17 protein-coding genes and 2 tRNA genes are annotated in these 21459 nt (G+C 35.1%); 12 read left to right on the top strand and 7 right to left on the bottom strand.

From position 1 onward, the window contains the following. The first annotated feature begins 14 nt into the window (after positions 1-14). From ACJMLB_RS04840 to bioA, 6 genes are all read left to right on the top strand, one after another. Entirely contained in the window at positions 15-1661 is a 1647-nt protein-coding gene (locus ACJMLB_RS04840) for a Mur ligase family protein (RefSeq protein ID WP_405324124.1), read from the top strand. A gap of 191 nt (positions 1662-1852) precedes the next feature. After that, positions 1853-4357: a DEAD/DEAH box helicase gene (locus ACJMLB_RS04835; RefSeq protein WP_405324122.1), complete on the top strand. Its 2505-nt coding sequence runs from the start codon at positions 1853-1855 to the stop codon at positions 4355-4357. A 218-nt stretch (positions 4358-4575) separates the two neighbouring features. Continuing rightward, a complete protein-coding gene (locus tag ACJMLB_RS04830; RefSeq protein ID WP_295608134.1) occupies positions 4576-5307 on the top strand; it encodes a tRNA (adenine-N1)-methyltransferase in 732 nt (243 codons plus the stop codon). Between the two features lie 96 nt (positions 5308-5403). Then, positions 5404-6384, top strand: coding sequence for a biotin synthase BioB (bioB, locus tag ACJMLB_RS04825; protein WP_405324120.1), 981 nt, complete (start codon positions 5404-5406; stop codon positions 6382-6384). After that, positions 6374-7087 carry a dethiobiotin synthase gene (gene bioD / locus ACJMLB_RS04820; protein ID WP_405324118.1) on the top strand — a complete coding sequence of 238 codons (714 nt, stop codon included), beginning with the start codon at positions 6374-6376 and terminating at the stop codon, positions 7085-7087. The genes bioB and bioD overlap by 11 nt, the downstream gene beginning before the upstream one ends. A 308-nt stretch (positions 7088-7395) precedes the next feature. Beyond that, complete coding sequence (gene bioA, locus ACJMLB_RS04815) at positions 7396-8748, top strand: adenosylmethionine--8-amino-7-oxononanoate transaminase (RefSeq protein ID WP_405324116.1); 1353 nt, start codon at positions 7396-7398, stop codon at positions 8746-8748. 179 nt (positions 8749-8927) lie between these two features. Here bioA and leuS read toward each other — a convergent pair whose 3' ends face one another. Continuing rightward, the gene (gene leuS, locus ACJMLB_RS04810) at positions 8928-11801 is read right to left on the bottom strand and encodes a leucine--tRNA ligase (RefSeq protein WP_405324114.1); all 2874 of its coding nucleotides are present in this window, start codon (positions 11799-11801) and stop codon (positions 8928-8930) included. A 353-nt stretch (positions 11802-12154) separates the two neighbouring features. Here leuS and ACJMLB_RS04805 point away from each other — a divergent pair, with 353 nt between their 5' ends. Further along, positions 12155-13162, top strand: coding sequence for an ArsA family ATPase (locus ACJMLB_RS04805; RefSeq protein WP_405324112.1), 1008 nt, complete (start codon positions 12155-12157; stop codon positions 13160-13162). Positions 13163-13187: 25 nt separating this feature from the next. On the opposite strand, the gene ACJMLB_RS04800 is transcribed toward ACJMLB_RS04805, so the two are convergent. Both ACJMLB_RS04800 and ACJMLB_RS04795 read right to left on the bottom strand, forming a co-directional pair. Further along, positions 13188-13664, bottom strand: coding sequence for a DUF2115 family protein (locus tag ACJMLB_RS04800; protein ID WP_405324110.1), 477 nt, complete (start codon positions 13662-13664; stop codon positions 13188-13190). Continuing rightward, on the bottom strand, positions 13661-14221 hold the full coding sequence (locus ACJMLB_RS04795; protein ID WP_405324108.1) for a DNA-3-methyladenine glycosylase I: 561 nt from the start codon (positions 14219-14221) through the stop codon (positions 13661-13663). Before ACJMLB_RS04795 ends, ACJMLB_RS04800 begins: the two co-directional genes overlap by 4 nt. 109 nt (positions 14222-14330) lie before the next feature. Here ACJMLB_RS04795 and ACJMLB_RS04790 point away from each other — a divergent pair, with 109 nt between their 5' ends. Further along, entirely contained in the window at positions 14331-15521 is a 1191-nt protein-coding gene (locus ACJMLB_RS04790) for a TIGR00375 family protein (RefSeq protein ID WP_405324106.1), read from the top strand. Positions 15522-15536: 15 nt separating this feature from the next. On the opposite strand, the gene ACJMLB_RS04785 is transcribed toward ACJMLB_RS04790, so the two are convergent. From ACJMLB_RS04785 to ACJMLB_RS04770, 4 genes are all read right to left on the bottom strand, one after another. Beyond that, positions 15537-15611: transfer RNA gene (locus ACJMLB_RS04785), tRNA-Arg, on the bottom strand. 83 nt (positions 15612-15694) lie between these two features. Further along, positions 15695-15768 (bottom strand) — tRNA-Arg (locus tag ACJMLB_RS04780). Positions 15769-15954: 186 nt separating this feature from the next. Then, entirely contained in the window at positions 15955-16470 is a 516-nt protein-coding gene (locus ACJMLB_RS04775; protein WP_405324104.1) for a hypothetical protein, read from the bottom strand. 267 nt (positions 16471-16737) lie between these two features. Next, a complete protein-coding gene (locus tag ACJMLB_RS04770) occupies positions 16738-17253 on the bottom strand; it encodes an endoglucanase (protein WP_405324102.1) in 516 nt (171 codons plus the stop codon). A gap of 590 nt (positions 17254-17843) precedes the next feature. Here ACJMLB_RS04770 and frhA point away from each other — a divergent pair. The 4 genes from frhA to frhB are packed head-to-tail and all read left to right on the top strand — an operon-like array spanning position 17844 to position 21378. Beyond that, positions 17844-19061 (top strand): coenzyme F420 hydrogenase subunit alpha, encoded by a 1218-nt coding sequence (gene frhA, locus ACJMLB_RS04765; RefSeq protein ID WP_405324100.1) that lies wholly within the window; start codon positions 17844-17846, stop codon positions 19059-19061. Positions 19062-19090: 29 nt separating this feature from the next. Next, the gene (gene frhD, locus ACJMLB_RS04760; RefSeq protein ID WP_405324098.1) at positions 19091-19564 is read left to right on the top strand and encodes a coenzyme F420-reducing hydrogenase, FrhD protein; all 474 of its coding nucleotides are present in this window, start codon (positions 19091-19093) and stop codon (positions 19562-19564) included. Between the two features lie 12 nt (positions 19565-19576). Beyond that, a complete protein-coding gene (gene frhG, locus ACJMLB_RS04755) occupies positions 19577-20521 on the top strand; it encodes a coenzyme F420 hydrogenase subunit gamma (RefSeq protein ID WP_405289316.1) in 945 nt (314 codons plus the stop codon). Between the two features lie 11 nt (positions 20522-20532). Then, positions 20533-21378 carry a coenzyme F420 hydrogenase subunit beta gene (frhB, locus tag ACJMLB_RS04750; RefSeq protein WP_405289315.1) on the top strand — a complete coding sequence of 282 codons (846 nt, stop codon included), beginning with the start codon at positions 20533-20535 and terminating at the stop codon, positions 21376-21378. Positions 21379-21459: the final 81 nt, after the last annotated feature.

The raw sequence follows: 21459 nt of genomic DNA, 5'->3' as shown, positions 1-21459 counted from the left end.
ATGAAGGTGTTAAATTGAATAGTTTAGAGCTCTCTTCTATGTCTGATGGGGAATTGGCTTCATTAGATTTAGAAAATAAAACCTTTGGTGTAATTGGTGTTTGTGGAGTTGTAGGAAACTTGGTTGCAAGAATCCTTATGGATAGAGGCTATTCTGTTGTTGGAACAGATATCTCCTCTAAAGAGGATTGCAGATTCCACTCTTCATTTGAAGGCTATGACATTGAAATATTCTTTGGAGGCCATCCTGAAGAATTCTTTAAAAAAATCGATTTCATCGTTCCCCCTCCAAGCATGCCTAAGAATGCTAAGGTTTTAGAGATGGCTTCTAATCAAGGCATTAAAATCATTGAGCTTGGAGACATTTTTAAGCTATTCACACCAGAAAAGCCTGTTATGTGCATCGGTGGAACCAATGGTAAAACCACTACAACAACTCTTTTAAAGCATATTGCATATTCTGCAGGTATCAATCCTTGTGAGCATAATCTGAAAGGCATGCAAGGTAACAATGAATTCATTCCATCACTCCAAACCAGATTGAATGGTGATTTGGCTATTTTAGAGACAGGTACAGACGGTACACCTGGAGGATTGAAGTCTATCATTGACTTGACCCATGCCAATTTTGGAATCTTGACAAACATTACAGTTGACCACTTGCAGGATCCTCATGAAAATGATGAGACTGACTTTATCACAAGAAGCTTTTTAGAGTATGCTAAAGTCAAAGGAGAGCTTGTAAAAGGTATTGAAGAGAATGATGGTACCTTAATTTACAATAGTGATGATCCAACAATTGTAGGATTATTCAAGGAAATTGACTTTAAAGGTGATGCAATTAGTTTTGGACTTGAAGATGAGCCATGCAGAGTATCAACCAAGCCATGCTGGTGTGGTAGAGAAATTCAAATTAATGAGCTTATCTCAGGTTGTGGAACCTTTGAATGTGAATGTGGCATAAAGTATGAAAAGCCAATGTATTTGGCTAAAAACATTTCTCTAAAGGATAGGACATTCACTCTTGAATCTCCTGAAGGAGAAACTGATTTCACCATTTCCCTTGATGGATTGCACAATGTTTACAATGCAGTTGGAGCCATTATCGCAGCCAGAAGATTCCTAAAACTTTCTGATGAAGAGATCCAAATAGGACTTTTAAGCTTTAAGGGTACAGCTGGAAGAATGGAAATTATGGGTAAAGTTGGAGATAAAACCATTATGGTTGATTATGCTCATAATCCAGCAGGTGTTGAAACTGTATTAAAGGAAATCACTAAAATATATGGTGATACAACTGTTGTAATTACAGTTACTTCTGAATCAGGTCATGAGGGAGACATTGAAATTTTAGAAAAGGCCTTGGATAATGTCAAATATATTGTTCCAGCTTCTCATGATTCAAGACTTGTTGTAGATGAATTATTGGCATCTGCAAAGGAAGGAAATGCTGATTTTGATTATGAAACTTTAGAAAAAACCTTTGTTTTCACTGAAGAGGCTCCAGAGCAAGCTTCTAATTTTACTTTAGGAGCTAACCAAGAGCAAGTGGTTGAAGGTGTCAAGGTTGCATTAAAAACAGATGCAAACATTGTTATAGCTATTGGTGAAGCTGCATTCAAATTCAATTCAGCTATCAGTGAATTATGCGATAAGGATTAAATGCTTTTAATCCATTCTTTTTTTACTTTACTTTATTTTATCTTTATATTTTATTTATTTTTATTCTATCTTTATTTAATTTTTATTTTATTTATTTAATTTTTATTTCAAATCAAGATTATATTCAGTTGATTAATTTTCAACTGCTCTCTATAAATATTTAAATAATATCTAAATACATATATTATTTCATGGTTACTTATATTGAACATCCTTTAATTAGGCCGAATTCAGCAGAAGCCAGGATTTATCAACAGGTTTTAGCAGCAGATGTACTTAAGAATGGAAATACAATGATTGTAGCTCCAACAGCTTTAGGTAAGACAATCATTGCAATACTCGTAGCTGCAGATAGGCTTCAGAAATTCAAAGGATCAAAAATTCTTATTTTAGCTCCAAGTAAACCATTAACCATACAGCACGAGGAAAACTTCAAGCACTTTTTAAATGTTCCTTGCACCTCAATCACTGGTGCTGTAAAGACAGATGAAAGGGAAAAGCGATGGAAGGAATCCCAAGTTATTTGTGCAACACCACAAACCGTTGAATCAGACTTATTGAATGAAAGATACAGTTTAGATGATGTTTCCCTAGTTGTTTTTGATGAATGTCACCATGCAGTAGGTTCCTACTCCTATGTTTACCTCGCTTCCAGATATGTCAAGGAATGTCAAAACCATCTCATTTTAGGGCTTACCGCTTCTCCAGGGCATGACAAGAACAAGATTAAGGAAGTTTGTGAAAACCTTTTCATTCAGGATATCACTATCAAGACTGAAGAAGATCCAGATGTAAAGCCATATTTCAATCCAATCAATATTGACTGGATTAAGGTGGAAATGGGACCTCGTCTTGAAAAGATTAGGGATTTGGTAAACAAGGCATTGAAGGTTCGTCTGAAAGGACTGAAGGATTTAGGAATCATCAACACAGTGTCTGTAAATAAAAGGGACATCTTGAAGGCAAGGTCTAAAGTTCAAAGGAGAATAGGCCAATCTGTAAATCCACCTAAGGAATGTTTCCAGGCAATATCCATTCTTTCCGCCGTAATCAACTTGCAGCATGCATTAGGATTATTGGAAAGTCAAGGAGTGGCTCCATTCAATGATTATGTAGGAAGACTCAGAAAGAAAACTACAAGAGCTGCAAAGAATATCCTACTTGATCCAAACTTTTCAAAAGCAGTTTATCTTGCAAAAGAGGCAGAGGAATATGGACTTGAGCATCCTAAAATGAAAAAGCTTATAGAGCTACTTAAATTGGAATTAGGTTTGGATGGCCAAACCAGATTGAAATCCTTGAGGGATGATGGTCAAAATGAGGAAAGTCCTAAAATCATAGTGTTTACACAATTCAGAGACACTTTAGATATGATTCATGAAAGATGTGAGAAAGAAGGTATCAAAAGCGTCAGGTTCTATGGTCAAGGAACCAGTGACGGTAAGAAAGGATTAACTCAAAAAGAACAGAAAAACATCATCAAATCATTTAAGACAGGAAATTATGATGTTTTGATTTCAACAAGTGTTGCGGAAGAGGGTATAGACATACCTGCAGTTGATTTGGTTATTTTATATGAGCCGGTTCCATCTGAAATCCGTATGATACAAAGAAGAGGAAGAACCGGACGTAAATCCTCAGGTAGAATGAAGGTATTGATAACCAAAAAAACAATAGATGAAGGTTATTACTGGACCAGCGTTAGAAGGGAGTCTAGAATGAAGACACAGCTTGCAACACAGGAAGCTATTGAAGAGTTAAAGCTCAATGCTGTTGAAAAGATTGAAGCTGAACGTACCGCTAAGGTTTTAGGCAAAAAGGAAAAATCAATTGTAGAGGAACCAGTCACTTCTGATATTGATGATTCATTGGAAGAGGAAGTAAGTGATGAGGATATCGAAGAAATTGATTTGGAAAATGAAAATGAAAGCAAGCTGGAGGAGCTCAAGGAAAAGGAATCTAAAGAGGAACAGGCTTTAGAGGATGCCATTTATGAAGAGCTTGCCAAAAATCCTCAAAATCAGGAATTAGTTGTTTATGTTGATACAAGAGAAGGAAACTCAAAAGTCATAAGGGCATTGGATACCCTTGGAGTTAAGGTTAAAGTAAATACAATGGCTGTTGCAGATTATCAGGTAAGTGAAGAAGTTGCAATAGAGAGAAAAACTGCCAAGGACTTTGTAGATTCCATTGTTGATAAGAGATTGTTCAAACAGGCAAGAATGATGATGGAAGAGTTTAAAAAGCCAATCATGATTCTTGAAGGAGATGATTTTTACTCAGGATTCATCAATCCAAATGCAATCAGAGGTGCCATGACATCAATTGCACTTGATTATGGAATCAGCATCATTCCAACTAGAACTGCAGAAGACACTGCTGCAATGCTTAAGAGAATTGCAATCAGAGAGCAAAAAGGTGAGAAACGCAGCATTCAAATCAGAACAGAAAGAAAACCGCAAAACCTTTGGGAACAGCAATTGTTCATTATTGAATCATTGCCAAACATTGGTCCTGTTCACGCTAAAAGATTATTGGAACATTTCGGTTCAGTCAAAGCTGTTTTGGAAGCTGATGAGAAAAAATTGCAGGAAGTAGAAGGAATCGGTAAGAAAACAGCTAAAAACATTAGGGAAGTTGTTGAAGGAAAATATCTCTACTTCAAAAAAGATGACAATCAAAGGAAACTTAAATAATTATTAAGTTTTCTTGTTTTTTTATTTTTAATTTTTTTTAATAATTTATTTAGTATATTTTTAATATTTTTTTTATTCTTAACCTATTTTAAAAAATTATTATATATAATAAATACTAAAAATAAGTATTAGTTTTAAATAATTTTTATTTACATAATTTTTATTTACATAATTTTTATTTCAATTACTTTAACAAATTTCATTTAGATGGTGATTATTTGAAGATTTTAATGGATGAAAGAGGAAAAAAATACTTGATCAAGGAAGACAGAGAGTTCCAAACTGATTTAGGTATTATTAAAAAAGAGCAAATGGAAAGAGCTACTATTGGTGATACAATAATCACTCATTTAAATAAGGAGTTTAAAGTCATTAAGCCAACTGTTAATGATTTCATTGACTTAATGGACAGACGCTGTTCAATCCTTATCCAAAAGGATATTGGAACTGTTCTTGCACGCACTGGTCTCGGTTCAGGTGATAGGGTAATCGATGCAGGTACAGGTGCAGGAGCTATTGCATTGAACTTTGGAAATGTTGTTGGAGAAAAAGGTAAGGTCTTTACATATGAAATTAGAGAGGACTTTGCAGAGGTCGCTAAAAAGAACATTGATGATTTTGGAATAAAGAATATTGAAGTTAAAAACCAAAACATCAAGGACGGAATCGATGAAGAGGAAATTGATTTGGTTTTCCTAGACCTTCCAAAGCCATTTGAGATTTTTGAAGATGTTAAAAAGGCATTGAGGCTTGGAGGATGGTTAGCAGTTTATGCCCCATATATAGATCAAGCTGAAACAGCTTATAGAATCGCAAAGAAATTAGGATTTAGAGATCTTACAATCCTTGAAACCCTTGAAAGAGAAATGGAAATAAGGCCTCAAGGTACAAGACCAAAAACAAGAATGGTTGGTCATAGCGGATATTTGGTTTTTGCTAGAAAGCTTTAGCCAAACTTTTTATCTAAAATTTTTAATTTTTAGATTTATATTCTTATCAGTTATAACAGTTTATTTTTATAACAATTGTAATGTTTATGTGGTATCATGTTTGATGTAAATGAATTAAAGAACAAGGTGTTGGATTGTTACAAAGTCACTAAGGAAGATGCAATGAATCTCATTGATGTTCCTTTAGATGATTTGACATATGCAGCAAATGAAATAAGAAAGTCATTTTGTGGAAATAAATTCGATGTTTGTATGTTAATCAATGTAAAAAGCGGCAGATGCAGTGAAAACTGCAAGTTTTGTGCCCAATCCAATCATTATGATACTGATATAGAAATTTATCCTCTTTTATCCAAGGAGGAACTGAAGGAAAGGTCATTGGCTATCTACAATTCCGGTTTCAAGAGAATATCCTATGTCGCTTCAGGCAGAAAAGTGACTCAAAAGGATTTTGAAATAATGTCTGATCTCATTGAAGAGTTGAAAGAGGAAAACAGTGATATCAAGATTTGCGTTTCATTAGGACTTTTAACAAAAGACCAGATATCAACATTAAATGAAGCAGGTGTAGATAGAATCCATAACAATCTGGAAAGTTCAAGGAATTACTTCAAGGAAATATGCACCACTCATTCCTATGATGAAAAGCTCGACACTATAGAAATGATTCACGATGAAAATGTCATGATCTGCAGTGGAGGAATTTTTGGAATGGGTGAAAGCTTTGAGGATAGGATTGACTTGGCGCTTCAATTGAGAGAGTTTGGAGTCAAATCAATTCCAATAAATGTCTTGAATCCAATCAAGGGAACTCCTGTAGAGAACAATGAGATATTGTCCAATGATGAGACATGTAGGATAATTGCAATATTCAGATTCATCAATCCTGATGCCTATATTCGTATGGCAGGTGGAAGAGCGCTTTTAGGAGACAATGGTAGAAAGGCATTTGAGTCAGGTGCAAATGCTGGAATTTTAGGAAATATGCTAACCACTAAAGGTGTGGAATTGGATAATGACTTGAAACTTTTAGAAGAATTGGGTTTTGAAATAACCTACTCAATAGATGGATTGTGATACTTTGTCTAAAGGACTGTTTGTAATTGGAACTGGAACAGATATTGGAAAAACATATGTCACTGGATTATTGCTAAAGTATATTCGTGACAATGGATATGATGCCGCTTACTTTAAGGCAGCTTTAAGTGGGGCTATAAGAGACAAAAATGGTTCTTTAATTCCTGGAGATGCTGTAGAGGTATTGACAATGGCCAGTTTAGAGGAAGATACAGATTTCCTAGTTCCATACATTTATGAAACTGCAGTTTCACCACATCTTGCAAGTCAGATTGAAGGAAATCCAGTAAATTTAGATGTAGTGAAAGATGCTTATGAAAAGGTATCCCAAAAATATGACTACATAGTGATGGAAGGAAGTGGGGGAATAGTTTGCCCTATACGTTACGAAGGAAAAGATGATGAAAATAATATCATGCTTGAGGACATAATCAAATTTTTAGATCTTGATGCCATACTCATTGCAGATGCTGGACTTGGAACCATAAACTCAATTGTCACCACAGTTGAATACTTGAAAAACAGAAATATTCATGTATGCGGAATCATCATGAATAATTACAAGGATGAACTTATGGAAAATGACAATATCAAGATGGTTGAGGATCTTTGCAATGTTCCAGTTATAGCAAAAGTTTATCAAAATGATACAAATCTACAACCAATGATAGATACTAAAGAATTGATTTCATATTTTAAATAATGCTTTTAATTATATTGAAGATAGCTATAATTATTTTATGGTTTATCTAAATTTCTTTTTTTATTTTATATTTCATATCAATTAAAGTTATACTTGTTTCATTGATGATAATTCTCATTAATTTTTTTAAAAAATTTCATTTTTATAATTTTTTTATGATAAAATTATTTTGTATACTGTATATTTTTTATTCATTTAAAAAAATTAAAAATTTATTTAATATAAAGTCTAATCTTATATTAGAGTTTTAGAATTAAAATTTTAAAAAACTATTTTTAGAAAAATTATTATAAAATACAGGTTTTAATATGAATGAAAGTGAAAAATGTGCAAAAAAGGATTTAGCTCATATTTGGCATCCTGCTTCTCAGATGAAAGACTATGAAGATTTTCCACCAATAATAATTGACCATGGAAAAGGTGTTAAGCTATACGATGTAGATGGCAAGGAGTATTTAGACATTATCAGCTCTTGGTGGTGCAATTTGCTTGGGCACTGCAATGATGAGGTTAGTGATGCTCTTAAAAGTCAAGTGGACCAATTGGATCATGTTCTTTTTGCTAACTTTTCACACAAAACAATTATAGAATTGTCAGAGCGTTTAATCAAGGTAATGCCAGAGGGACTTAACAAGTTCAGTTTTGTTGACAACGGTTCAGCATCCATTGAATGTGCACTCAAAATGGCTTTCCAATATTGTGCACAAAATGGAAAGGATCATAAGAAACGCTTCATGTGCTTCACTGATGCTTATCACGGTGAAACTTTAGGTGCATTGTCTGTAGGTGCGTTGGATGAATATTCTAAGGTATTTGAACCTATAATGATTGATACAATCAAGGTGCAGGCACCGGATTGTTACAGATGTCCATACAATAAGAATAGGGATAACTGTGACTGTGAATGCTTTGAACATGCAGAGAAGGCTTTTGCAGAATATGGTCATGAAACCTGCGCAATGATTATTGAGCCATTGATTCAAGGCAGCGCAGGAATGAAGATCTATCCTCCATTATATCTCAAGAAACTTAGGGAGCTTTGTGACTTGTATGATGTTCTCTTGATTGCAGATGAGATAGCTACTGGCTTTGGAAGAACCGGTAAGATGTTTGCAGTGGACCATGCAGGAATAAGTCCGGATATAATGTGCATATCCAAAGGGCTTACAAATGGGTATATGGCAATGGCAGTTTGTGTAAGTACAGATGAGATCTATAATGGATTTTATGGAGATTACGAGGATAATGTTGCATTTATGCATAGCCACACTTATGCTGGAAACCCTCTTGCTGCAAGTGTTGCAAATGCAACATTGAAGATTATGGAAAGAGACAATATTCTTGAAGAGGCAAATGAAAAGGCGATTTGGCTTAACGGTCGCTTCCATGAAATATTCGATAGCCATCCAAATGTAGGTGAAATCAGACAGATGGGACTCATCAATGCAATTGAACTTGTTGAGGATAAGGAGTCTAAAAAAGGATTTGATTCATCAGAAAGAATCGGATATAAAATCTATAGAGAAGCATTGAAACAAGGATTGATGCTTAGGCCTTTAGGTAACGTAATGTACTTCAATCCGCCTTTGGTAATTACAAAAGAAGAGCTTGATGAATCTTTAAGAATCTGTAAAGAAGCTATTGATTCTGTATTGTTGTAAAACAGTAAAAAAGGGTGATAGCGAGTATATAATTTATTATTTTTTTTAAAAAAAGAAAAGAAGAATAGCTATTTAAAATAGCTATTAATTACTTATTTTTGTTTATTTTTTATCTATTTTCATGTTCTTACAAAACATGGAAAAAGTTTTGGTCAAGGTTTTGCGAAGCAAAAGCTTGGTTATTCCATGAAAATAGCTGGTTTATAAGGCATTGCATTTCTTGCCTTGTTTTGTGGGTCATAGCTGTCATCAGTATGAATGATTACTTCTGATTCCACTTCAGCTTCAATGAAGTCTTTTGCATCATTTAAGATGGTAGCTTCATCAATCTTACCGATGTATCTTGTTTTGGTCATTTCTTTTGATATCTTTTTAGCGACATTTGCTATTTCCTTTTTGTTATCATAGATGTTTTGACCAATTGCTCTACCCATTATTTGGCCGATGTCAGGTTTTCCAACTTCATCAGCTATTTTGTATAATTCCCATTTCCAATCCGGAGCTAAGTAAAGGTGTATTTTTTCCGGAACGGTGTCAACAATGTTTTTGATTTCATTGATATCTTTAACAATGTTTTGAACAAGGGATTCGGATCTTTCAATCTCTTCGCTGATGAGTTCATCATCATATTCAGGCCATTTAGCAAAGGAAACGAATCCCTCTCCACTGAATTTCTCCCAAAGCTCTTCAGAGGTATGTGGAGTAAATGGAGCAAGTAATCTAATCCAATTGCTTAATACGGTAGACAATACATAGATAACAGCAGGGTCTTGCTTGTCAACAAGGTCTTTGACTCTGTACATGTAGTGGTCCAAGTCTTTTTTAAGCAAGAACAATGCATGTTGCAATGCTTGTCTGGTTTGGAAAACTTCAAGTGCTTCTGTTGCAGCTTTGATATGTACATTCAATTGGCTGATCATCCATTTGTCAATGCTGCGTTCAAGAGCCACTTCTTCAATATTGGAAAGGTCTAATTTTTCACCTTTGATGTCTTCAACTTTTTGTGCAAATTCTCTAAACCATTCGAGTCTTCTTTGGGTTCCTCTAACTTCTTTTTCTCTCCAATCGAAGTCTTGCCATGGTTCAGCTGATGCCATAAGGAAGAGTCTTACCACATCTGCACTGTATTCCTCAATTGCGTCTGCAAGGAGAATTACATTACCTTTTGAAGAGGACATCTTGTTTCCTTCAAGAAGTCCCATACCGAATACAACAGTTCCTTTTGGCCATTTCTCTTCAGGGTAAATCGCTGCATGTGTAAACATCAAGAAGCTTAAGTGGTTACCAACAAGGTCCTTTGCAGATAATCTCCAATCCAATGGGTACCAGTAATTGAATTCAGCTTGAATCTCATCGATGATTTCAGGTGCAACAGTGATTTCATCGCTGTCCACTCCTAAGAAGACCTTTTCAAAGAATGCTTCATTCAAGTCTTCAGGGTCCATATCCTTAAGGTATTTAGCGATTGAATAGTAGGACATGTACATTGTTGAGTCAGATAAAGGCTCGATTAACCATTGGTCGTCCCATGGAACTCTGGTTCCAAGACCTACTCTTCTGGAACATGCCCAATCGTCTAGCCAGTTAAGGTAGTATTCAAAGTTGGAGCGGATTTCTCCAGGAATGATTGTTTCTTGAGCAAGTAACTTTTGGGTCTTTTCAGTCCATTCCTCATCACCATATCTGATGAACCATTGGTCGTCCATAATCTTGACAACACATTTGTTACCACATCTGCAGATTACAGGTCTTTCAGCAAAGTCGTACATGATGTCTGCACTGCCTTCTTCAATCATGTCAGCTTTTATTTCATCTCTGATATATGCGACTCTTTTTCCTGCGTACTTTTCAATGTGGTCGCTGATGTATCCTTTGCTGTGTTCTGCCTTGTACAATTCATCAGTTGCATCTTGCACTTTAGGATCGTTTTGGTTTTCGATTCCCATTCTTTCAACCACTTCAACAGCTGGGAATTCACCATATCCTTTTACAGTTACAACATTGATAGGATTTGCTTTAGCAACTTCATCAGCTATATCAAACTCTTTGATCAAGTCTTCATTTTCTTTCAAGTCTCTAAGTGCGATATAGTCTGCAGGTGCGTGAGCAGGTACAGAGAATACTGTTCCTGAACCGTATTCAGGGTCAACAAAGCTTGCAGGGAAGATTGGTAATGGCTCTCCATTAAGAGGATTTTTAACATATTTTCCGATTAATGGTTTAGGGTCAATGTCTCCAACAATTTCCAAGTCATGTTGGTTTGAAAGGTTTAGGAAAGCTTCATTGCTTATGATCCATTTTTCACCTGCATTAACTCCGGATTTCACTTCAACTTCAATGTAGTGAACTTCTGGGTTTAACCATACATTGGTTGCAGCGAAGATGGTTTCTGGTCTGAATGTTGCAGGTACGATGTATTGTCCAGGTTCAACTTCAAATTTGATCAATGTCAATTCGTTTACGCCTACGCCTTCACCCTCAAGCAAGTCGTGGTCTCCTACAGGGTTCTCATCGTGAGGACAGTATTTTACAGGGTGCTCACCTTGCTTGATTAAACCTAAGGACTTAAGCTTTTTAGCTTGCCATGTAATGAATTTCTGATAAGTTGGATCGATAGTTCTGAATTCCCTTCTCCAATCGATTGAATAACCCATATCATCCATTACAGTGTGGTACTCATTACTGAAGTATTTTACAATGTTTATTGGGTCTTCCAATTTTGGAAGGGTGTCATGAGGGACCTTGTGAACTCTTTCATATAAGTCAAGGGTCCATGGGTCTTTCCTTTTGATTCTGTCTGCAATTCCTATAACCGGTGCACCGGTTACGTGCCATGCCATAGGGAATAATACATTGTAGCCTTCCATCCTTTTGAATCTTGCAAATACATCAGGTACGGTATAGGTTCTACCGTGACCGATATGCATAGCTCCACTTGGGTATGGATAAGCTACTGTTATGAATAATTTTTCTTTTTCATTAGGGTCTGATTGAAATAGCTTGTTCTCTCTCCAGATTTTTTGCCATTTCTTTTCAATTTCGTTATTAGTCACTAAATCACCATTTTTAATTTTGATAATTCGATAATTATAATATTACAATTTAAAAATTATATGAAAATTAATAAGCATTAAGAAATTAATTAAATAATTAATAAATCATATTAATTTATATTTATTATTTTTATTAAATATAAAATTTTCATTAATTATTATAAAATCAATTAAAAAATTAGTTTTTTGTTTTTTTATTATATTTTATTTTAATGGAATTTGCATTGAAAAAAGATAAACTTTATATGTAAGAAGAATAAAATAACTTATTGTTACTAAAACTTTTTTTAAAGATTTTAGATTAAAAAATAGAATAAGAATTATCATATAATAAAATCCTTAGGAGGGATTATATGGCATTTAAAGATTTATTTAAATTTAAAAAAGGACAAACCACTTTCATATTTGTAGGGGGAAAAGGAGGGGTTGGTAAAACTTCCATCTCTTCAGCTACTGCATTGTGGTTAGCAAATCAAGGAAAGAAAACATTAATCGTATCAACCGATCCTGCTCATTCATTATCTGATTCACTTGAGGTAACCATTGGACATTATCCTGTTCAAATCAATGAGAACCTCTATGCAGTTGAAATTGACCCAGATAAGGCAATGGAAGAAAAGCAAAGAGCATTGGAAAGCCAAAAGTCTGTAGCAAGTCCTGACCAATTGATGGGTCTTGACTTTTTAGGTGAGCAAATGGATTTGGCTTCAGCTTCTCCTGGTGCTGATGAGGCAGCTGCATTTGAAGTCTTCTTATCTGTGATGACTTCCAATGAGTATGATGTTGTGGTATTTGACACTGCACCAACAGGCCACACTTTAAGATTGCTTTCATTCCCAGAAATCATGGACTCTTGGGTAGGAAAACTTATGAAAGCAAAAGCAAAATTAGGCACTGCAGCAAATGCATTGAAGAATATCATTCCATTTATGGATGCAGCAGATGACATGCAATCCAGCAAGGAATTGGAAGAGACCAAAAAGCAAATTGATGAAGCTAAAGCAGTTCTCTCTGACCCTGAAAGAACCACATTTAAGATGGTTGTCATTCCAGAGGAAATGTCCATTTATGAATCAGAAAGAGCTATTGAAGCATTGAATAAGTATGACATTACAACTGACAGCATCATTGTAAATCAGGTCATGCCAGACATTTCAGATTGTGACTTCTGTCATTCAAGATACATGTTGCAGCAAAAACGTCTCGCACTCATAGACCAAAAGTTCAAGGATCAAGTCGTTGCAGAAGTTCCTTTATTCAAGGATGAGGTTAAAGGACAAGAGAAATTGTTAAAATTAGCTGAAATCCTTTATGAAGGAAAGGACAATGATGAAGTCCAACAGAATGTAATTCAGTTGTAATTACATTCCTAATTTTTTTATTTTATTAGCTTGGCTTGCAAACACAGTATTGGCAAGTGTAATAATCTTTAGCAATCTTTGATTGCTCTTCCTTAATGTCGCAATAGTATGCTGTTTCACCATCTTTTTCTTTAGCAAATACAGTTTTTCCATTGTGCATATCTATTCCAATTGGATGCAATGGTCTTTTTGCTATCAAGCTTAAGTAAATGCATGTATAGGTTATGAATTTTTTAAATATACCTTCACTTTCAGGTGAACAGCCTTCAAAGAATCTGCCCAATTCATCTTTAATGTCATTTACCAATTTATCATCGATTTCTATATTGCTGTCATCATCAATATTCAATGCCATAATCTCTTTATAGTTTTGAATATGGAAATTGGCACGTAGTCTTGATGTTTGATCAGTTTTTTCATCTCTTACTCTTTTCTCAAAGGGGGCAATGTCATAACCCTTTATGTTTTCCTTTATTTCTGCAAGTAAATCTCGTGCTTTCATTTCAATTCCTCGTATCTAAAGCATTCATGAATATGATTATTGATCACTCCAATTGACTCTAAGTAGGAGTAGATTATTGTGGTTCCAACAAATTTCATTCCCCTTTTCTTCAAGTCCTTAGCTATTTTGTCTGAAAGGGGGGAGTTAGTGAGATAGTTCTCTTCTGTATCAATCAATATTTGATTGTCTGTAAAGTGCCAGATGTAGTTTGAGAATGAGCCATATTCCTTTTGTATTTCCATAAAGACCCTTGCATTGTTTATAGCAGCATTTATCTTTCCCTTATGTCTGATTATTCCTGCATTGTTTCTCAGCTCTTCTATCTTTTTTTCATCATAAGCCGCTACTTTTTCAACATCAAAGTTATCAAAGGAATCTCTGAAATTCTCTTTTTTCTTTAGTATTGTAATCCATGCAAGTCCTGCCTGAAATGATTCGAGCACAAGCATTTCAAAGAGTTCCCGATCATCGTATGTTGGAACTCCCCATTCCTCATCATGATAGTTTACATAGATTTCCTCTACACCTTCAGCCCAAGGGCAACGTCTTTTAGTCATGGAATCACTTTTTTGATTTTCACTTAATTAATATTTTTATAGTTTAATTCTATTTACCTATTGTTATTTTTTAAAATTATTTATACTAAAAAACTATAATGATTATTATATGTTGGTTAATGCAGATTTACATACTCACAGTTGCTTCTCAGCAGCTACCTCAAAGGATATGGTGATTAACAATATAGCTCCAAAATCCCGTGAAAAGGGATTGAACTTAGTTGGAACAGGAGATGCTTTTCATCCTAAATGGCTTGAAATTATAGCTGAAAGCACTGAATATAAGGGGGATGGAATATACTCTCATAAAGACTGTGATTTCATCTTGACAACTGAAGTTGAAGCTCAGCACAAGATTCATCATGTAATTATTTTGCCTAATATCGAAGTTGCCCGTGAGCTTTCAGAAAAATTGGTCTCTCCAAACAAGTATATTGATGGAAGGCCAAGAAGTCCTTTAAGCGGTGCAGAACTCCTTGAGCTTGTAAAAGAGTATGATTGCATGATAGGCCCCGCTCATTCATTCACTCCTTGGACTGGCATGTACAAGACTTATGACAGCATTTATGATTGTTATGAAAAGGCGCCTGATTTCGTTGAATTAGGTTTATCTGCAGATACAGACATGGCGGATACTGTAAAGGAACTCGCTGATTTTGTATTCTTAACCAATTCTGATGCCCATTCGCCATGGCCTCATAGATTAGGTCGGGAATTCAATCAAATAGAGATGGAAGACATTTCATATACATCACTTCAAAAGGCACTGAAGCACAAGTCTGTCAAGGCAAATTATGGCCTTCTTCCTAATTTGGGGAAGTATCACATGACTGCATGCACAAAATGCTATAAAATCATAGACCCTGAACTTGCAAAAGCCAATGGAATGAGATGTTCCTGTGGTGGCAGGGTCAAGAAAGGAGTGGATTTTAGAATAAGTGAAATAGCTGATTACAAAGATCCTCATCATCCAAGCCATAGGCCACCATATGTCCATTTAATGCCTCTTGCTGAAATAATCAGCATGATTTATGATAAGGGAATTACAACAAAAACCGTTCAAGGGGTTTGGCAGAAACTGATTGATGCCTATGGTCCTGAAATCGATGTTTTGATAAATGTTCCTCTGGATGATATTTCAAAAATAGATGATAAGGTCGCTCTTGGAATCGAAGGATTTAGGAATAAGACACTGAATGTGGTTCCAGGTGGCGGAGGCAAATATGGTGAAATATCCTTTAAGGATGATTTTAAGAAACAAGAGAAAAAAGAGAAAGTAGTCACTTTAGATTATTTTTAACGTCACTTTAAAAAACAGGCTTGGCGGGATTTGAACCCGCGGTCTTTAGATTAGGAGTCTAACGCCTTATCCAAACTGGGCTACAAGCCTATGATAAATTATTTATTCTATTTAGATATCTTAAGTAGTTTTCTTTTGTAATAATTAAAAAATAGTAAAAAATAGTAATAGAGCGGACCCGCCGGGATTTGAACCCGGGACCTTCGGATTAGAAGTCCGACGCCCTGTCCAGCTAGGCTACGGGCCCTATATACAACATTTAATATTATGTTTATTATGGTATATAAAACTATGGGTAATAATATCTTTTTCATATCAAAGTCATTAAATTAATTTTTTAAATACTAATTATAATGACTAAACATGTTTTAATAAAAAATAAAAATTTTAATAAGAAATAAAAATTAAATTAAAAATAATTTAATTTTTTGAATTATTGTGAACTGCTTGATTTGTTGTCAGAATCAGAAGTTTTATTGTCTTCATCTGGTACAACTTCATCACTCCAAGCACCTTCCAAGATTGTTCCGGTACCTGATCCAACAAGAACATAACCAGTACGGCCTTTAGCGTCCTTTAAAAGACAAGTGTAATATCCATGGGAATTATATTTTACACTGTAACACCAGGAACCTTCCCATCCAGCACCTTCAGCTATTTTTTTAGCTTTTTCCGGGCTAACATTATGTTTTTCTGAAGAACTTGAACTACTGCTTGAACTAGAACTGCCAGTTCCACTACCTGAACTTGTTCCAGTGCCGGTTCCGGAATTTGCTCCTTCAAGACCAGTAGAATTATTTCCTATTCCGGTGTTGCCTTGTTCATCAGGAGTAAAACCTGAAAGGTCATTGAATACAGTATTGCTATCATTTGTCAATCCATATGCAGTTACTCCTGCAGCGATACACAATACTATAACAATAGAAATAATAATACTTGAATTGTCCATATTTCCACCTCTTTTAGAATATTTCAAAAAGATTTGCAATATTTTCTATAAATTTATATGAATATAATATCTTTATCAATTAACCATCAATTTTTTTAAATTGATAATATAGTATATTTTAGTAACGCTATATTATAAATTTATTCTTTTTCATGGATGTTTAAGCTTTCAAAAATAGATTTTTTATAGTTTGAAAAAAAGTTTTTAAAAAAAGGAAATTAAAATTAAAAAGTTAGGAATAAAAAGAGTTATTCCTAAAATAAATAGTTATACTTTTCCTAAGTTTTCTCCAGAGTAACTAATTCCAATTGCATCAACTACATCTCCAGTAGAATTTGAGATATAGCAGATGTACATAGTTCCGTCATCTTTAACATTGCTGACATATGCTCCTGCTTCACCGATAAAACCGGAAGCAATTGATTTGGCTTTGTCAGGAGTTATTTTAGAAGAGCCTGATCCTCCACCGGATCCACTTCCGGAGCCAGAGCCTGAACCACTTCCGGAGCCAGAGCCTGATCCGCTTCCTCCGGAGCTAGTTCCGCCACCAGCACCATTGTTTCCAGAGCCGGAACCTGAAGAACCACTTGTACCAGCCCCACCATTTGCATCATTGCCGAATATATCGTTTAATCCATTACTGCCAGAGCTTGAACTGTCTGGAGAAAATCCAGTTAAATCATTGAAAACTGCATTATCGCCTTCACTGATTCCATATGCAGTTACTCCTGCAGCAATACATAAAACAATAATTACAGATATGATTATGTTGGAATTATCCATTTCTTCACCTCCTTTATTAGAAGACATTATTTTTATAAATTTGATTTTATTTAATTTTATTGATTTTTTTAAATGTAAGTTTAAAAAATACAATTGTATATTATTATTGTTCATTATGTTAAATATATCTTTTCCTAAAAATTTTTTCAATTCTAATGTTTTTTTAATTAGAATTCTAAAAATTTTTAACTATAATTTCATTTTTCAAGTAAAGTTTTCAATTAAAAATTTATTATTTTTTTTAAAAATTCCGATTTCCTTTTTCTAAAAAAGTAATACTTTTTATATAAAAATTCATAAATAATTAAAAAATTTATCATCATGTATTTATCATGATTTATCATTCCTATTTTTTTGCTTAACCTAATTAATTGATTTTATATCGTGCCTATGGTCTTGTTTTTTTAACTTTTCAAGAATTCTTAACGAATTTTTGATTTTTTGTATAAATTTAGGTAAACCTAATAAAACAAAGTATTTAAATGTTTCTTTTTGATTTTAAAAGTTTAATTTATATTAGTTTAGTATTATATATTATTAATGTTAGTTTCTAACTTTTAAAATTTTAAATAAAATAAGAGGTGACACATTTGAGCGATAAAATAGTTATATCCCCAACATCTCGTCAAGAAGGTCATGCGGAATTAGTCATGGAAATTGACGATGAAGGGATCGTTACCAAAGGTAGATACTTCAGTATCACACCTGTCAGAGGCTTAGAGAAAATGGTTACAGGTAAAGCACCTGAGACTGCACCAGTTCTTTGTCAAAGAATCTGTGGGGTATGTCCTGTACCTCATACCATGGCATCTGTTGAAGCAATGGATGACTCTTTAGACATTGAAATTCCAAAAGCAGCTGCATTGTTAAGAGAATTAACAATTGCATCTTCTAACTTAAACAGTCACGCAATTCACCATTTCTTAGTTGCTCCTGACTTTGTACCTGAAGATCTTTTCAAAACTGCAGTAGACAGTGTTGGAACTATTAGAAAAACTGCACAATACGTTGTAGATATGGTAGCTGGTGAAGGTATCCACCCATCTGACGTAAGAATCGGTGGTATGGCAAGAAACTTATCTGAACTTGCACGTAAAAAATTATACACCAGAATGAAAGCATTAGTTCCTGTTGTAGACAACCACGTTGAATTAATGACCAACTTAATCCTTGAAAAGGACATTCCTGAAGGATTAGGTGCAATCACTGCTCCTGTATTTGCAAGTGACGTCATTTACGGTAAAAGAGAATTCTTCGATCTTGACAGATTCACTGAAATTGTACCAGAATTATGGTATGATGACCCAGAAATCGGTAAAAGAGCATGTACTACTGTACCATTATACGATGGTTTAGCAGTAGAAACTGGTCCTAGAGCAAGATTAGATAAATTCCAAGGCTACAAAGAAAAAGGTGTTGTAGCTCAACACTTAGCTAGAGCTCGTGAAATGAAAACTTACCTTTCCAGAGCTATTGCTATCTTAGATGAATTAGACACTGCTGCTAATACCCTCGCAGATTTCGACCCAAGAGGAACCAACAAATTAGGTATCGGTGTAGTAGAAGCTCCTAGAGGAACTGATATTCACATGGCACAAGTAAAAGACGGAAAAACCGCTTTCTACAGTGCATTAGTACCAACTACTTGGAACATCCCAACTATGGGTCCTGCAACTGAAGGATTCCATCACGAATGGGGACCTCACGTAATCAGAGCTTACGACCCATGTTTATCTTGTGCAACTCACGTAATGGTAGTTGACGACGAAGATGGATCAGTTGTTAAAAACGAAATGGTGAGAATTTAATTTTATAGATTTTAATAGAGAGGAATATCATGCCTTATGATGCAGGAAGATTAGTTGTTGGATGTGGAAACGTATTGTTTAAAGATGATGGTTTCGGTCCAATGGTTATTCATGCTTTAGAAGATTATTTTAAAGAAAATGATATTGAAATGCCGCAAGACACTCAGTTCATTGATGCAGGAACCGGTGCAACTCATTTCATTTTTTCCATGCCTGATGAGAATTGGAAAAAAGTGATTGTTGTTGACGTGGTTGAATGGAATGCAGAACCAGGAACCCTTAAGATTTTTTCACCTTATGATATGCCTAAGGGCAAATATGAGAATGCTCATACTTGGCCTGTAGAAGAGCCTCTTCACGATTTAGTGGATATGGGCATTGAGGTAGTCATTGTAGGATGCAAGCCGGCAGAAATCACTGCACCCGATGTTGATATGGGCTTAACAGAGCCAGTGGAGGCGGCTATTCCAAAAGCTATTGAAATGATATTAAATGAACTTTAAAGGGGTTTAGCAATGCTTGATGGATTAAAAAATAAATTAAGAAAATTTTTAGGCCTTGAAGCTAAACCGGACGCAGAAGATGATGAAGCAAAAGCTAAATTAAAACAAGAAATGAAAAGCGAAGTAGAAGCTCAATCAAAGCCTGCTGAAGAGGCGAAGAAAGCAGCTGATGCTGCAGCTGAAGAAGAGGCTAAAAAACAAGCAGAATCATCTGAGCAAATAAGTAAAGAATCTTCAACACAGGAGGTTGAAAAAGTGGCTGACAAACCAAAAATAGGATATATTCACATGAGTGGTTGTACTGGAGACGGTATGTCATTAACTGAAAACTATGACATTCTCTCAACCTTACTCACTGATATGGTGGACATTGTTTACGGAACAACTTTAGTAGATTTATGGGAAATGCCTGAAATGGATTTAGCATTAGTCGAAGGGTCTGTCTGTTTACAAGATGAACACAGTGTAAAAGAACTTATGGAAGTAAGAGAAAAATCAGGATTAGTTTGCGCATTTGGATCTTGTGCTATGACTGGTTGTTTCACCCGTTACGCACGTGGTGGACAATTAGCTCAACCAAAACATGAATCATTTGTACCAATTTCTGACTTAATTAAAGTAGATTGTGCTATTCCAGGATGCCCAGCATCCCCTGAAATTATTGCAAAAGTAGTTGTTGCATTAATTAACGGTGACATGGATTACTTACAACCTATGTTAGATATGGCAGCATGCAACTTAGCATGTGGTTGTGACTTACAAACCAACGTTGTAAGCAAAGCATTATGTACTGGTTGTGGAACTTGTGTATTAGCATGTCCAACCAGAGCTCTTGAAATGGTAGAAGGTAGACCATCCCACAACAAAAACAGATGTATTAAATGTGGTGCATGTACTACTCACTGTCCAAGAACCTGGTTCCCTGCTGAACAAATTAAAAAGGACTTAGGATTATAGGAGGAAGTAAAATGGCATTCGGTACATATAAAGAAGTAGTATCTGCAAGAGCTACTGACAAAGCAATCCAAAAAGTCGCACAAGATGGTGGAATCGTAAGCGCATTATTATGCTACGCTTTAGAAGAAAACATCATTGAAGGAGCTATTGTTGCTGGAGATACTGAAGACGCATGGAAACCTGAACCAACTATTGCAATGACTCCAGAAGAAATCATTGCAGCAGCAGGTACCAAATACACCTTCTCTCCAAACGCAATCAGACTCAAAGAAGCTGTAAGACAATACGGTCTTGAAAAAATCGGAACTGTAGGAACTCCTTGTCAAATTATGGGACTCAGAAAAATGCAATCCTACCCATTTGCTACCAGATTTGTAGCAGATAAACTCGCATTAATCATCGGTATTTTCTGTATGGAAAACTTCCCAAGAGATTCCTTAAAAACCTTCGTAGAAGGTAAAATGAACTCTTCCTTAGACAATGTTAACAAAATGGACATTGGTAAAGGAAAATTCTGGATTACCGACCCTGAAAAAGAATCTGGACTTGCATTAAAAGAAACCCACGGATACGAACAAGCTGGATGTAACATCTGTCTCGACTATGTTGCAGAATTAGCTGATGTATCTACTGGATCTGTAGGTTCCCCAGATGGCTGGTCCACTGTATTTACCAGAACTGACAACGGAGCAGACATCTTTACCGCAGCTGTTGAAGCTGGAGTAATCGAAACCAAACCAATGGATGATGTAAAACCTGGTTTAGAATTACTCGAAAAATTAGCTAACGGTAAGAAAGACAAAGGTAGAAAAGAAATCGAAAGAAGAGTCAACATGGGACTTCCAAGTCCTTTCTAAACTCTTCCAAACTTTTAGAAAAAGTTTGATCAAAATTATTTCAATTTTGGTTCAAATTTTTTCTTTTTCTTTTTACTTTTT

Origin of the sequence: Methanobrevibacter sp., from assembly GCF_045114555.1 — an archaeon.
In the GTDB taxonomy this organism is placed as follows: domain Archaea; phylum Methanobacteriota; class Methanobacteria; order Methanobacteriales; family Methanobacteriaceae; genus Methanobrevibacter.
Note: the sequence above shows the minus strand (reverse complement) of the source record. Positions and strands in the feature narration are given on the sequence as shown.